This is a genomic window from Pseudomonas sp. BIGb0176 (genome assembly GCF_024810175.1).
GTDB classification, from domain to species: domain Bacteria; phylum Pseudomonadota; class Gammaproteobacteria; order Pseudomonadales; family Pseudomonadaceae; genus Aquipseudomonas; species Aquipseudomonas protegens.
Genome location: NZ_JANUEC010000001.1, coordinates 556432 through 570316 on the forward strand (window position 1 = coordinate 556432; position 13885 = coordinate 570316).

A 13885-nucleotide genomic window follows, 5' to 3' on the forward strand; every position below is an offset into this window, starting at 1 on the left:
AGGAGCGAGCTTGCTCGCGAAAGCGTCCTGCGGACACCCCCCGACCCAAGCGAGACCCTGACATGAGCGACACCCCACATTTCCCGCTGTCCGCCGTGGTCGGCGCCGAAGCACTGAAACTGGCCCTGTGCCTGACCGCCATCGACCCGAAGATCGGCGGCGTGCTGATCGAAGGCCCACGGGGCATGGCCAAGTCGACCCTGGCCCGGGGCCTGGCGGACCTGTTGGCCTGCGGGCAGTTCGTCACCTTGCCCCTGGGCGCCACCGAAGAGCGCCTGGTGGGCACCCTGGACCTGGACGCCGCCCTGGGCCAGGGCCGGGCGCAATTTTCTCCGGGGGTACTGGCCAAGGCCGACGGCGGCGTGCTCTACGTCGATGAAGTCAACCTGCTGCCTGACCACTTGGTGGACCTGTTGCTGGACGTGGCCGCCAGCGGCACCAATCTGATCGAGCGCGACGGTATTTCCCACCGCCATTCGGCGAAGTTCGTGCTGATCGGCACCATGAACCCGGAGGAGGGCGAACTGCGTCCGCAACTGCTGGACCGTTTTGGCCTCAACGTCGCCCTCAGCGGCCAGCCCGCGCCCCAGGAGCGCGGGCAGATCATTCGCCGCCGCCTGGATTTCGACAGCGATCCCCAGGGCTTCTGCGCCCAGTGGGCCGAACCCCAGGCGGCATTGCGCGAGCGCTGCCAACAGGCGCGGGCCGCCCTGGCCAGCATCCCGCTGGACGACCAGGCCCTGGCGCTGATTACCGAGCGCTGCTTTGCTGCTGCCGTGGACGGCCTGCGCGCCGACCTGGTCTGGCTGCGCGCGGCCCGCGCCCATGCCGCCTGGCGTGGCGCCCCGGCGATTGCCGAGGAGGATATCGACGCCGTGGCCGAGTTCGCCTTGCGACACCGGCGGCGGGAGACACCGCCCAGCGCGCCACAGTCCGGGCAAAGCCCCCAGGCACCGGCGCCAGCCAACGCCAACCCCAGCGAAGGCCAGGGCCAATGGGGCGAAATGCCGGCCCAGGCCCTGCCCACCGGCGCCCGTCGTGAAGTGCCCAGCTGGCCAAAAAAGCCCTAGGCATCCGCCCCCGCACTGACCGGGGGGCGGATGCCAAGCCCCGGGCGGGGCACCTGGATCACGGCCGGCAAGGCAAAAGCCGCGAGGCCAGCGCCGGTTCGGTCAACTGGCCCGGCACCTTGCTCAAAGGCCGTCCACGGTTGCGTGCAGACCTGCTGTTTCGCTTGCGCAGCCGCTCGCCCCATGAGCTGTGGCTGGTGATAGTCGACGCGTCGGCCTCGACCCGCCGGCACAGCGCCCTGAGCGATGCCAAGGGCCTGCTGGCGCAACTGTTCGACGACGCCTACCGCCAGCGTGCACGCCTGGCCCTGCTCACTGCCAGCGGCCGTGCGCCGAGCTGGCAGGTCCAGGGCCTGAAGGCCTCCAGGGACCTGCGGCACTGGCTCGACGGCCTGGGTGCCGGCGGCGGCACGCCCTTGCCCCAAGCCCTGAACGAAGCGGCCCAGTGGCTGGAACAACGCCAACGGCGCCTGCCGGCGGAGCAGCAGCGCGTGCTGCTGATCACCGATGGCCGGCTGAAGAACCTGCCACCGCCCAGGTCCCTGAACTGCCCGACCTTGCTGCTCGACATCGAACGAGGCCCGATCCGCCTGGGCCGCGCCCGCGAACTGGCGACTCTCCTCAACGCTGCCTACCAGCATATCGACTGACTACCTCCCCGACACACCGCACATCCCCCGTAGGAGCTGGCTTGCCAGCGAAAGCGTCCGGCCTGGCGGTGCAAGTCACACGGGCCTCTTCGCCGGCAAGCCGGCTCCTACAGGGATTTGCCTTGGCATGCCGGAGCGGGAAGCGGCTACGCTTTGCGCTGTCTTTCACAGGAGTGACTTCATGCGGGTACTGGTGCGTAACGACAAGGACGATTTCCGGGTCAAGGCCTATGCCGGAACCAACGGGGTGCTGCTGGCCATGGACCTGGATGCGTCGCGGCGCCAGGGCCTGTTGGGTTTTGCCATCGAAAAACAGACCGGCAGCAAGCCCTGGCTGTTTCTGTTCAACAGCCTGACTTTCCCCGGCAAGGCCCATACCTTCCCCCAATACAACGCCACCCCCAGCGATCAGGCGCCCCTGCAGAAATTCCGCTGGGCCGACTACGCGGTCAACCCCGGTGCCACCCTCAACTACCGGGTGCACCTGGCCTATGGCAGCCCGGACGCGCCGCAACTGGGCGAGTCCCTGCAGTTGAGCATCACCGCCGACAACGGCCAGCCTCCCGGCCAGCGGGTGATCTTCAACCGTGCGGTGGCTGCCAGCCAGGCGTTCTCGCGCAAGTTTCCCGAGCTCGATGCGTTGCTCAGCGCCAACAAGAACCTGCCCATCGAAAAGTGGCCGGACGCGCCCCGCCAGTGGCTGGAAAACGGCCTGCTGGAGGCGCTGCTGGGGTTCATTCAGCGCGCCACGGACGCCAGCTGGAGCCTGGACATCGCCATCTACGAGTACCAGTTGCAGGCGATCATCGATGCCGTCAACGCGGCTTTCGACCGCGGCGTACAGGTGCGGGTGCTGTACCACGCCGCCCCCGGCGATGCCGACACCACGATGAACCAGGCCAGCCTGCAGCACCTGCCCGAGGCCAATAAGTGCGGGCGGGTGACCCACGCGATCTTCCACGACAAGTTCATCGTCCTCGGCCGCCTCGACGCCGCCGGCCAGCGCCAGCCGCAATCGGTGCTGTGCGGCAGCACCAACTTCACCGCCAATGGTGTCTACCGTCAGGCCAACGTGTTGCACAGCCTCGACCACGTGGACATCGCCACGCGCTACCTGGAGGTGTTCGAGCAGGTCTGGGCGACGCCGGCGGATGTCGGCGCCACGCGCACCTGGCTGACCCGGAACAACCCGATGCAGCCGCAGGCGCCGCTGTTCGCCGGGTTTTCCCCGCGCAGCGGCCAGGGCGACCTCGCGGAGTTCGTCGATATCATCAACGGCGCCCGCCGCGACCTGCTGTTCGTCACCGCCTTCGCCTTGCCCGACAGCATTCTCGATGCCTTGCTCGGCCAGCCCCACGACGATGTGTTGCGCTACGGTCTGCAGAACACCGCCAGCCGCATCACCGGTTTTCACGCCGACCGCACGGCCGAGTTCGCCGCCACCGCCTTGCTCAACAATGGCCTGGAGGGCTGGCTCAAGGAGGGGCTCAAAGGCCAGAAGGGCAACCTGCTGGTGCACACCAAGGCCATCGTCACCGACTTCACCAGCGAGGCGCCGGTGATCATCAGCGGCAGTCACAACCTCAGCGTCGGCGCGAGCCAGAGCAATGACGAGAACTTCCTGATCATCCGCGGCGACATCGACCTGGCGGACCGCTACGGCCTGGAGCTGCTGCGGTTCTACGAACACTACCGCTTCCGCTACTTCGCCAGGCAACTGGCCCTCAAGCAGGTCCAGCCCCTGGCGGTGGACGACAGCTGGAGCAACGCCTACTACCTGGAAGGGGATCTGCGCCAGCTGTCGCGGCTGCGTTTTTCCGGGCGCTGACCGGGGCTGCGAGCAGCCGCCACAAGGTTGGACAGGGCGCGCCCGACTGGGTAGTTTTCACGGACCGCGCACAAGGACCCTGCCATGGCCCCGGACCTGACCTCCATCGAGCTGTTTCTCAAGGCCCTGACCCTGGGCAACCTGTCCCGGGCCGCCGAGCAGTCGCACCTGTCGCTGTCCGCCGCCAGCCGGCGCCTGTCGCTGCTGGAGCAGCATTTCAAGGTGGCGCTGCTGACCCGCACCTCCACCGGGGTATTGCCGACGGCGGCGGGGCAGGCCCTGGCCGAGCACGCCCGCTCGCTGTTGCGGGCGGTGGATGTGATGCACGCCGACCTGGCCGACTTCGCCAAGGGCGCCACCGGCCGGGTCAGCCTGTACGCCAACAGTTCGGCCATGAGCCAGGAACTGCCCCGGCAATTGACCCAGTGGAGCGACCTGCACCCGGGCATTCGCGTGGACATCCGCGAGGAGCGCAGCCGCGAGATCCTCCTGGCGGTGCGTGACGGCGTGGCCGATGTGGGCATCGTCACCACCCGGCCACGGGGCCAGGACCTGCATTTCATCCCTTATTGCCGCGACCGGTTGTGCCTGATCGTGCCCCAGGACCACCCGTTCAAGATGAGCCACGCGCGCTTTCAGGACCTGTTGGGCTATGACTTCGTCGGCCTGGAGGACAACGCCGCGATCACTCCCCTGATCAGCGAGGCGGCCGCGGCGGTGAGCATGCCCTTGCGCCTGCGGGTGCAGGTGCGCAGCTTCGAGGCCGTGTGCCGGCTGATCGCCGCAGGGCAGGGCGTGGGGGTGCTGCCCCAGGGGGCGGTGCAGATCTTTCGCAAGGAGATGGCCTTGCGTTTTATCGAAATCGACGACCCCTGGGCTGACCGCCAGATGTACCTCTGCCGGCGCCAGGAACAGCCGTCCCTGGCCAGCCGCGAGCTGTTCGACTACCTGGTCGGTTGCGAGCAGGCCGCGGCAGCCGCGGGCTAGCCGCCGGTCATAGCAGGACTCTTCCCGCGTGCCTTCGAATTTTGCGAAGGCGGTTTCCATAATGAGCAATTCCCACTGGCCCCGCGCTGTGGCCAGAATGGGCTCGCCCGTGCGCTTGACCTGCCTCCATAACAACAACACGTCAGACCAGGAGAGACGGCTTGTCCAGGATCAATCCCGCTGTAAAACCTCCCCATCGCATTGCGGTGATCGCCGGTGACGGCATCGGCCGCGAAGTGGTCCCCGAAGGCCTGCGTGTGCTGGAAGCCGTCAGCCGGCGCTTCGGCATCGCCTTGCAATTCGATCATTTCAACTGGTGCAGCGAGCACTACCAGGCCCATGGCAGCATGATGCCCGACGACTGGGCGCAGCAGATCGGTGGCCACGAGGCGATCTTCTTCGGCGCCGTGGGCGCGCCGGAGATCGTGCCCGACCATATTGCGGTCTGGGATTCGCTGCTGAAGATCCGCCGCCAGTTCGACCAGTACGTGAACATCCGCCCGGTGCGGCTGATGCCCGGGGTGCCGTGCCCGCTGGCCGGGCGGGCGCCGGGGGACATCGATTTCATCGTGGTGCGGGAAAACACCGAGGGCGAGTATTCCAGCGTCGGCGGGCGCATGTGGGAGGGCACCCCGCGGGAGATTGCCCTGCAGGAGTCGGTGTTTTCCCGCCATGGTGTGGACCGGGTGGTGAACTACGCCTTCGAACTCGCCAGCCGCCGGCCCCGGCGCAACCTGGTGGCGGCCACCAAGTCCAACGGCATCGCCATCACCATGCCGTTCTGGGACGAACGGGTGGAGGCGCTGGCCCAGGCCTACCCTCAGGTCGCGACCCGCAAGTTCCACATCGACATTCTCTGCGCGCACTTCGTCCAGCACCCGGACTGGTTCGACGTGGTGGTGGCCTCCAACCTGTTCGGCGACATCCTCTCCGACCTGGGCCCGGCCTGCACCGGCACCATCGGCATTGCGCCCTCGGCCAACCTCAACCCGGAGCGCCTGTACCCCTCGCTGTTCGAGCCGGTGCATGGTTCGGCGCCGGATATCGCCGGTCTCGGCGTGGCCAATCCGATCGGCCAGATCTGGTCGGCGGCCCTGATGATCGAACACCTGGGGCAGGGCGACGAACTTTACCAGCGAGCCGCGGCGGCGATTGTCGAAAGCATCGAGACGGTGCTCGCCGAAGGGCCGCGCACCCGGGAAATGGGCGGCAATGCCAGTACCGTGGAAGTGGGGCGGGCGATTGCCGAGTGTCTGGCTGGAAACAGGAGCTGAACAGATGACCCTCGAACACTACATCGACAACCAATGGCAAGCCTCATCCTGGGCCGAAGACATTCCGGTGCAGGACCCCAGTACCGGCATCAGCTATGCGCGTATCGCCCGGGGCACCGCCGAGGACATCGACCTGGCGGTGCAGGCCGCGCAACGGGCCCTGGGGGACAACTTCGACGGGCCCTGGGGCAGCCTTTGCGCCCTGGAGCGTGGGCGCCTGCTGGCCCGCCTGGGCCAGGCGGTGCTGGAGCACCATGAAGAGCTGGCGCAGATCGAAGCCCGGGACACCGGCAAGGCACTCAAGGTGGCCCGCGCCGACGCCACCGCCCTGGCGCGCTATTTCGAGTACTACGCCGGGGCCGCCGACAAGCTCCACGGCGAGACCTTGCCCTATCAGGCCGGTTACACCGTGCTCACGGTGCGCGAGCCCCATGGCGTTACCGGGCACATCATTCCCTGGAACTACCCGATGCAGATCTTCGGCCGCAGCGTCGGCGCCGCCCTGGCGGCGGGCAATGCCTGCGTGGTCAAGCCCGCCGAGGACGCCAGCCTGTCGCTGCTGCGGCTGGCGGAGCTGGCGGCCCAGGTCGGCTTCCCGGCGGGCAGCCTGAATGTGGTCAGCGGCTATGGCCACGAAGCCGGTGCCGCGTTGTGCGCCCATCCTGGCGTCGCGCATATCTCGTTCACCGGTTCCACCGGCACCGGCGCCCTGGTGGCCAAGGCGGCGGCCGAACGGCATTGCCCGGTAACCCTGGAGCTGGGCGGCAAGTCGCCGCAGATCGTCTTCGCCGATGCCGATGTGGAGCGGGCGCTGCCCGTGCTGATCAACGCCATCGTGCAGAACTGCGGCCAGACCTGTTCCGCCGGCAGCCGCCTGCTGGTGCAGCGCAGCCTGTATGAACCGCTGCTGGAACGCCTGGCCCAGTGCTTTGGCCAACTGCGCGCCGGGCCCTCGGAGCTGGACCTGGACATGGGCCCGCTGATCAACCAGAAACAGCTGCGCCAGGTCCGGGAGTTCGTCCGCGAGGCCGAGGCCGCCGGTATCCGGGTGGCGGCGCGTGGGCAGGTGGTGGCCGAGGCCGGCAGCGGCGGCTACTTCCACGAAGCGGTGCTGTTTCGCGATGTGCCGCCAGACAGTCGCCTGGCCCGGGAGGAAGTGTTCGGCCCGGTGCTGGCGGTGATGCCCTTCGAGGACGAGGCCGAGGCCATTGGCCTGGCCAACGACAGCGCCTTCGGCCTGGTGGCCGGGGTCTGGACCCGGGACGGTGCGCGTCAGTTGCGCATGGCTCACAAGCTGCGCTGTGGCCAGGTGTTCATCAACAACTACGGCGCCGGTGGCGGCGTCGAACTGCCCTTCGGCGGAGTCAAGGCCAGCGGCTACGGGCGCGAGAAGGGCTTCGAGGCGCTGCTGGGTTTTACCGCCTTGAAGACCATCGCCATTCGTCACGACTGAGGGCCGCCACTACGGCGGCCAATAACAACAAAAACAGGAGTCACTAGCATGCGTCTAGCCCATAAAACTGCCATCGTCACCGGCGCCGGTTCCGGCTTTGGTGAAGGCATCGCCAAGACCTTCGCCCAGCAGGGCGCCCGGGTTGTAATCGCCGACATGAACGCCACGGGCGGCCAGCGGGTGGCGCAGGAAATCCGCGATGCCGGCGGCCAGGCCCACTTCATCGAGGTCAACGTGGCCCAGGACGCCAGCGTTGCCGCGCTGCTGCGCAACACCCTGGAGCAATACGGCGGCCTGGACATCGTGGTCAACAACGCCGGCACCACCCACCGCAACCGGCCGATGCTGGAAGTGGACGAGGCCGAGTTCGACCGGGTGTTCGCGGTCAACGTCAAAAGCATCTTCCTCAGCGCCAAGCACTTCGTGCCGCATTTCCGTGGCCAGGGCGGCGGGGTGTTCATCAACATCGCCTCCACGGCGGCGATCCGGCCGCGTCCGGGGCTGGTCTGGTACAACGGCAGCAAGGGCGCGGTGGTGGTGATGAGCAAGACCATGGCCGCCGAGCTGGGGCCGGACAACATCCGCGTCAACTGCGTCAACCCGGTGGTGGGCGCCACGGCCCTGCTCAGCGAGTTCATGGGGGTGCCGGACACCCCGGAAAACCGCCAGAAGTTCATGGCCACCATTCCCCTGGGGCGCTTCTCCACCCCCCAGGATGTGGCCAACGCCTGCCTGTACCTGGCCTCCGATGAGGCGGCCTTTATCACCGGCACCTGCCTGGAAGTGGATGGTGGACGCTGCGTCTGATGATCTGTAGAAAGCCCTTTGGCTAAATCCAAACCCAGCTACGGAGTGCAGTCGACATGTGTGGGATCGATAACAACACTAGTCACCCCAATACCAAGCAACTGCTTGAAGGCCTGCCAAAGAACTGGGGCAAGTGGGGCCCGGACGACGAAGTCGGTGCCCTCAACTACCTGCAACAGGCCGAGGTACTGCGGGGCGTGGCGGCCGTGCGCCAGGGCAAGACCTTCACCCTGCAAGTGCAGATCGGCCATCCCGGCGGCGACCCGATGTGGCCGGCACGCAACCCGTCGATGCGTTTCAATACCCTGGACCGCAGCCACTATCAGGCCGGCAAGCAGCCCTCCATGACCGGTGGCGCCGAGTACTGCGACGACGTGATCTTCATGCAGCTGCAGGGCTCGACCCAGTACGACGCCCTGGGCCATGCCTGGTACGACAACCAGCTGTGGAACGGCTACGACGCCAGCAGCACTGTCGGCGGCATGGCCAAGGCCAGTGTGTTGCCGATTGCCGAGCGCGGCGTGGTGGGCCGTGCGGTGCTGATCGACATGGCCCGGCACCGCGGCAAGAAGTACCTGGGGCGCGGCGAGACCTTCAACCACCTGGACCTGCTGGCCGCTGCCCAGGCCCAGGGCGTGGCCATCGAGAAGCGCGACATCCTCATCATCCGCACCGGTTCCATGGGCGCCTTCTACGAGTACGGCAAGACCGAGTTCTTCAAGGACCTGGTGGAACCCGGGCTGACCTACAGCCGGGAACTGGTGGACTGGTTCAACCAGATGGAGATCCCCAATCTGGTCACCGACACCATCGCCAACGAGGTGATCACCGACCCGGTGTCCGGGGTGCAGATTCCGCTGCATTGCGCGCTGATGCGCAACCTGGGGATCGCCTTCACCGAGATCGTGCTGCTTGAAGAACTGGCCGAGGATTGCGCCGCCGATGGCCAGTGGACCTTCCTCTACACCGCCGCGCCGCTGAAGATCGTCGGCGGCAGCGGAGCGCCGGTGAACCCCATCGTCATCAAGTAACCGCTGTTTGCTGGTGGCGAGGCAGGCGCAGGGTTTATCCTGCGCCCCCTCACCAAGACCGATAGGGATCATCGACCGATCATGCATGACGATTCACATTCGCCGGACTGCAGTTGCTGCCTGGATCATGCCAGTGCCCATCAGGGTGTGCTCGATACCCTGGAATTGATGGCCGGCCACCCCGAGGCCAGTGAAGACGACATCGTCCAACTGCTGCAGGCGCGTGGCTACTCGGCCATCGCCGCGGAAAAACTCAACGCCTTCGTGCCATCGGCCCTGGCCTGGATCGTGCTCAAGCGCCTGGGGGTGAAACACCTGCCCAACCACTTCATCGCCCTGGATGAGAAGGGTGAGGAGGTCCGGGTTCCAGTGGCCGACCAGCACTATTTTACCGCCGCGCTGACCCTGGCCTACAACACCTTTGAAAACGGCTGGAGCGAGGTCCTGCCGCGCAAGACCTACGAAATGGTGGCTGGCCGCAGCGCTGAAATGGCCATGGCCAACGAGGCGCTGTATGCCGGGGAATCTTTGCAGGGCTCCACTCTGGAACCCTTGCAGCTGCTGCGCCTGGATGCCCAGGCCGCGCTGACCTGAGCACCTGGCGCAACACTACCTACACTGATGGGCAGTCACCCCGGCCGAGAACCCTTGCGTATGCGGGCCGCTGGCCGGGACCACCCGCCTTCAGTACAGGAGAACCCCCATGAACCATGAATCCGTTTGCATCGTCGCGGCGGCCCACACCCGCTTTGGCCGCCTCGATGGCAGCCTGGAAGACCTGATTGTCCAGGTCACCCGCGACGTGCTGGTGGACGCCGCCATTGACGCCGGGGCGATCGATGCGCTGTTTCTCGGCCAGTTCAACTCCGGGCTGGTGCCTGATGGTTTTCCCGCGTCCCTGATGCTCCAGGCCGACCCGCAGTTGCGCTTCAAGCCGGCCACCCGCTGCGAAAACGCTTGTGCCTCCGGCTCGGCGGCGATCCAGGCCGGGATCAACGCGATCCGCAGCGGCGCCGCCGAACTGGTGCTGGTGGTGGGGGCGGAAAAGATGACCGGCAACAGCACCGCCGAGGTCACCCGGGCCCTGGCCGGGGCCGGCTACCAGAACGACCCGCAAGAGGCCGGCCTGAGCTTTGCCCAACTGTTCGGCCAAGTGGCCCAGCGCTACACCGAGCGCTACCAGAGCCCCCTGGCTGCCATGGCGGCGATTGCCGTGAAGAACCACGCCAACGCCATGGCCAACCCCCTGGCGCAGATGCATCGGGCCATGGATTTTGCCCACTGCAACAGCGTTTCGCCCGGCAACCCGCTGATCGCCGAGCCCCTGCGCCTGACTGACTGTTCGCTGATCAGCGACGGCGCGGCGGCGATCCTCCTCGCGTCGCCGCGCCGGGCCCGGGAGTTCCGCCGTGAAGTGGCGATCCGCGCCCTGAGCCAGGTGAACGACTTCCTGCCCATGGCGCGCCGCGACGTGCTGGCCTTCGAAGGCCCGCAACTGGCGATCCAGGGCGCCTTGCACGAGGCCGGCCTGGGCCTGGACGACCTGGCGTTCGCCGAAGTCCACGACTGCTTCACCATCGCCGAACTGCTGATCTATGAAGCCATGGGCCTGGCGCCCAAGGGCGAAGGCCATCGAGCCCTGGACGAAGGCTGGGTGAATGCCGACGGACGCCTGCCGGTGAACCTCTCCGGCGGGCTCAAGGCCAAGGGGCATCCGGTGGGCGCCACCGGTGTGTCGATGCATGCCCTGGGCTTTCGCCAGTTGACCGGCGAGCCCATTGGCCTCGCCGCGCGCTCGCCGGAGTTCGGCCTGCTGTTCAACATGGGCGGCATGGCGGTGGCCAACTACGCCTCGGTGTTGCAGGCCGTGAGGGTGTAAGGGGTTCCGGCCACGCCGGCGTTCAGAGTGCCGGCGTAGCGCCCAGGGGCCCCCAGTCCAGTCTGCGGGCCACTCTCCAGTACCCCGGTTCCTGGCACATGCCAACGTAGAAGGGTTTATGAGCGAGCAATGGCTTTGGCGGCTTGTGGGTCACTTTGCTGTCGCGCACCTTGATGCAGTAGCGGGTGTAGTTGCGGATCTGGTTGAGGCTGACGTCGATCAGGTCCTGGGGGCAGATCAGCAGTGCATCACCGAACAAGAACTGCTGGAATCCCTGGATCTCCAGGCGGCCCTGAGGGCTGAGTCGGGTTTTCCACATCAGCGGGTCGAGGTCCTGTAGCTCAAACTCCTGCTGCACCGAGTAGCGTTCCACGGCTCCCTGGCGAACCTCCAGGCCGCCTGCGGCCTTGTAGGTGATCTGGCTCATGGCCCCGGGCAGCATCAGCAGGAAGGTGCAGGCCATCAACAGTGCGCAGGCTACCGAGTAGGCGATGCGTTTGTAGAGGTCCGCGTTGAGGCAGTAGAAAATCACGACGGGTAGCAGGGTAAAGGCCAGCACCAGCAGGTTCAGGATTGCCGGGAAATGGGGAGCTTCACTCAGCACCTCGTTGCTATAGGCATTGAGCAGCAACAGGCTGGGAAAGACTCCCGATATCACCGTGCTGGTCAGGCAGAAGGTGATGAGGTAGGTAAAGCCGATCCTTGAGGCCCGTGTCGCCTTGCCTGGTTTGTTCACGTTGCTGTCGAGCACCTCCTTGAAGGCCGGGCGCGAGAGCACCCCCCAGCAGGCGAGCAGCACCAGTGTCACCACCAGCAGTATGGCCAGGCCCGGATCAAGCCATTCGCTGAGGTAGTAGCTGATCAGAATGAAGCCGCCAAAGCCCGCCAGGACCGGCAGGGTCAGCCATACCACGACGTTCTTCAGGTGTTCGGGCGTTGAGTGGAACAAGCTGCACGCCAGTCCGAAGAGCAAGGTGGTGGTGGCCAGCAGTATCAGATAGAGCACCATCAGTACCAGCACGATGACCAGCCACACCGCCAGCGCCGATTTGGCATCAATGGCGGCCATGAACAGGTCGGTGCGGCCTATTGCACGGGTGTACAGGTACAGGCTCAGCAGGCCCTGGCCGGCTGCGCCCAGTCCGATGAGGGTGCCGATCGGTCCCCAGTACGTGAGCACGCGCTTGAAATTTCTCCTGAACACTTCTTCAAAGGCGGGTCCTGCGACTTGCATGTGGGCACTCCCTGGCGACGTTGATGGCGCGGGAGTAGAGCAAGACCTCATGGGCTGTGTCGATGCTTTTGCACGCTGGCCCGCTGGCAACCGCGCCCTCCCTGGCGCGTTCCTGCATCATCGCGGGTATACCGCCCGGCCATGAACCCGCCCCTTGCGCCCCGCCGTCAGGCGATAGGCGATACCCAGCCAGACAAACCACGCCGGCATCACGCACAGCGCCAGGCGGGTGTCCGGGCGCAGGGCCAGCAGGCACAGGACAAACAGCAGGAAGGCCAGGGCAAACCAGGCCATGGGCACGCCGCCAGGCATCTTGTAGTGCGAACGGGCGTGCAGTTGCGGGTGCTTTTTGCGGTAGGCGATGTAGGACGCGAGGATGGTCGACCAGGTGAAGATCACCAGGATCGCCGACACCGTGGACACCAGGGTGAAGGCGGTCATCACCTCGGGAACCACGTACAGCAGCAACACCCCCAGCAGCATCAGCAGGGTGGTGAAGCTCAGGCTGATGACCGGCACGCTCTGGCCCGACAGGCGCTTGAACAGGCGCGGCGCATTGCCCTGGTCGGCGAGGCCGAAGAGCATGCGGCTGGCCGAGAACACGCCGCTGTTGGCCGAGGAAGCGGCGGAGGTCAGCACCACGAAGTTGACGATGCCCGCCGCCGCCGGGAAGCCGGCAATCAGGAACAGCTCGACGAACGGGCTCTTGTTCGGCGACACCTGCTGCCAGGAGGTCACGGCGATGATGCAGGCCAGGGCCAGCACGTAGAACAGGATGATCCGCAGCGGTATGGCATTGATGGCCTTGGGCAGGGTGCTGTGAGGGTCGCGGGTTTCCGCGGCGGCGGTGCCGATCAGCTCGGTGCCGGCGAAGGAGAAGATCGCCATCTGGAACCCGGCGAAGAAGCCCAGCAGGCCGTGGGGAAAGGCCGCTTGCCGGTCCAGCAGGTGGCCCAGCGAGGCGGTCACGCCCGAGGGCGAGACGAACGAACTGGCGATCAGCACCAGGCTGACGCCGATCAGGGTGACCACGGCGATGATCTTGATGATGGCGAACCAGAACTCCACTTCGCCGAACAGCCGCACCGTGAGCACGTTGAGGGCGAACAGCGTCAGCATCATGCTGACCGCGGGCATCCAGGCCGGCACCCCGGGGAACCAGTACTGGAAGAAACCGCCCACCACCACGGCGTCGCCCACCACCGCCACGCTCCAGCTCAGCCAGTAGGACCAGCCGAGAAAAAACGCCGCGCGCGGCCCCAGGTAGGCGCCGGCAAAGTCGGCGAAGCTCTTGAATTGCAGGTTCGACAGCAGCAGCTCGCCCATGGCGCGCATCACCAGGTACACGAACAGGCCGATGATCATGTAGATCAGGATGATCGAGGTACCGGACATGGCGATGATCTTGCCCGAGCCCATGAACAGCCCGGTGCCGATGGCGCCGCCCATGGCCATGAGCTGGATATGACGGTTATGCAGGGTGCGTTGCAGCACGGGGCGCGCAGGGGCCCCGAGGGTATCTGGAGTCATCACAAAACCTCTTGATTTTATAGTTGTCGAGTTTTGGCAGTGCAGGGTGGCTGGGGCTGCGCGCTGTGGTTGTAGGTCGGGGTGGCGCAACCGGTTCGGGTTGGGCCGCTGCACAGGGGCACGGGGCGTTTTCCCGTGCAGC

General features: G+C 66.3%; 12 protein-coding genes. 10 read left to right on the top strand and 2 right to left on the bottom strand.

What is annotated here, in order from left to right; translation table 11 throughout:
- Positions 1 to 62 precede the first annotated feature (62 nt).
- From M2395_RS02315 to M2395_RS02360, 10 genes are all read left to right on the top strand, one after another.
- The gene (locus M2395_RS02315; protein ID WP_123430539.1) at positions 63 to 1070 is read left to right on the top strand and encodes an ATP-binding protein; all 1008 of its coding nucleotides are present in this window, start codon (positions 63 to 65) and stop codon (positions 1068 to 1070) included.
- 53 nt (positions 1071 to 1123) lie between these two features.
- Positions 1124 to 1720 carry a VWA domain-containing protein gene (locus M2395_RS02320; protein WP_123430540.1) on the top strand — a complete coding sequence of 199 codons (597 nt, stop codon included), beginning with the start codon at positions 1124 to 1126 and terminating at the stop codon, positions 1718 to 1720.
- A gap of 181 nt (positions 1721 to 1901) precedes the next feature.
- Positions 1902 to 3548: a phospholipase D-like domain-containing protein gene (locus M2395_RS02325; protein ID WP_123430541.1), complete on the top strand. Its 1647-nt coding sequence runs from the start codon at positions 1902 to 1904 to the stop codon at positions 3546 to 3548.
- Between the two features lie 84 nt (positions 3549 to 3632).
- Positions 3633 to 4535 (top strand): LysR family transcriptional regulator, encoded by a 903-nt coding sequence (locus M2395_RS02330; RefSeq protein ID WP_077934424.1) that lies wholly within the window; start codon positions 3633 to 3635, stop codon positions 4533 to 4535.
- Between the two features lie 161 nt (positions 4536 to 4696).
- Complete coding sequence (locus tag M2395_RS02335) at positions 4697 to 5809, top strand: tartrate dehydrogenase (RefSeq protein WP_053152479.1); 1113 nt, start codon at positions 4697 to 4699, stop codon at positions 5807 to 5809.
- A 4-nt stretch (positions 5810 to 5813) separates the two neighbouring features.
- Positions 5814 to 7262 (top strand): aldehyde dehydrogenase family protein, encoded by a 1449-nt coding sequence (locus M2395_RS02340; protein ID WP_103290007.1) that lies wholly within the window; start codon positions 5814 to 5816, stop codon positions 7260 to 7262.
- Between the two features lie 48 nt (positions 7263 to 7310).
- Positions 7311 to 8069: an SDR family oxidoreductase gene (locus tag M2395_RS02345; protein WP_011061923.1), complete on the top strand. Its 759-nt coding sequence runs from the start codon at positions 7311 to 7313 to the stop codon at positions 8067 to 8069.
- Between the two features lie 56 nt (positions 8070 to 8125).
- Positions 8126 to 9100: a cyclase family protein gene (locus tag M2395_RS02350; RefSeq protein ID WP_123430542.1), complete on the top strand. Its 975-nt coding sequence runs from the start codon at positions 8126 to 8128 to the stop codon at positions 9098 to 9100.
- Positions 9101 to 9181: 81 nt separating this feature from the next.
- On the top strand, positions 9182 to 9694 hold the full coding sequence (locus M2395_RS02355) for a hypothetical protein (protein ID WP_077934421.1): 513 nt from the start codon (positions 9182 to 9184) through the stop codon (positions 9692 to 9694).
- Between the two features lie 109 nt (positions 9695 to 9803).
- Complete coding sequence (locus M2395_RS02360) at positions 9804 to 10979, top strand: acetyl-CoA acetyltransferase (protein ID WP_015636069.1); 1176 nt, start codon at positions 9804 to 9806, stop codon at positions 10977 to 10979.
- A 22-nt stretch (positions 10980 to 11001) separates the two neighbouring features.
- Here M2395_RS02360 and M2395_RS02365 read toward each other — a convergent pair whose 3' ends face one another.
- Together M2395_RS02365 and M2395_RS02370 are read right to left on the bottom strand one after the other, a co-directional pair.
- Positions 11002 to 12213: a hypothetical protein gene (locus tag M2395_RS02365; protein WP_019094340.1), complete on the bottom strand. Its 1212-nt coding sequence runs from the start codon at positions 12211 to 12213 to the stop codon at positions 11002 to 11004.
- A gap of 117 nt (positions 12214 to 12330) precedes the next feature.
- Complete coding sequence (locus M2395_RS02370; protein ID WP_011061918.1) at positions 12331 to 13743, bottom strand: amino acid permease; 1413 nt, start codon at positions 13741 to 13743, stop codon at positions 12331 to 12333.
- Positions 13744 to 13885: the final 142 nt, after the last annotated feature.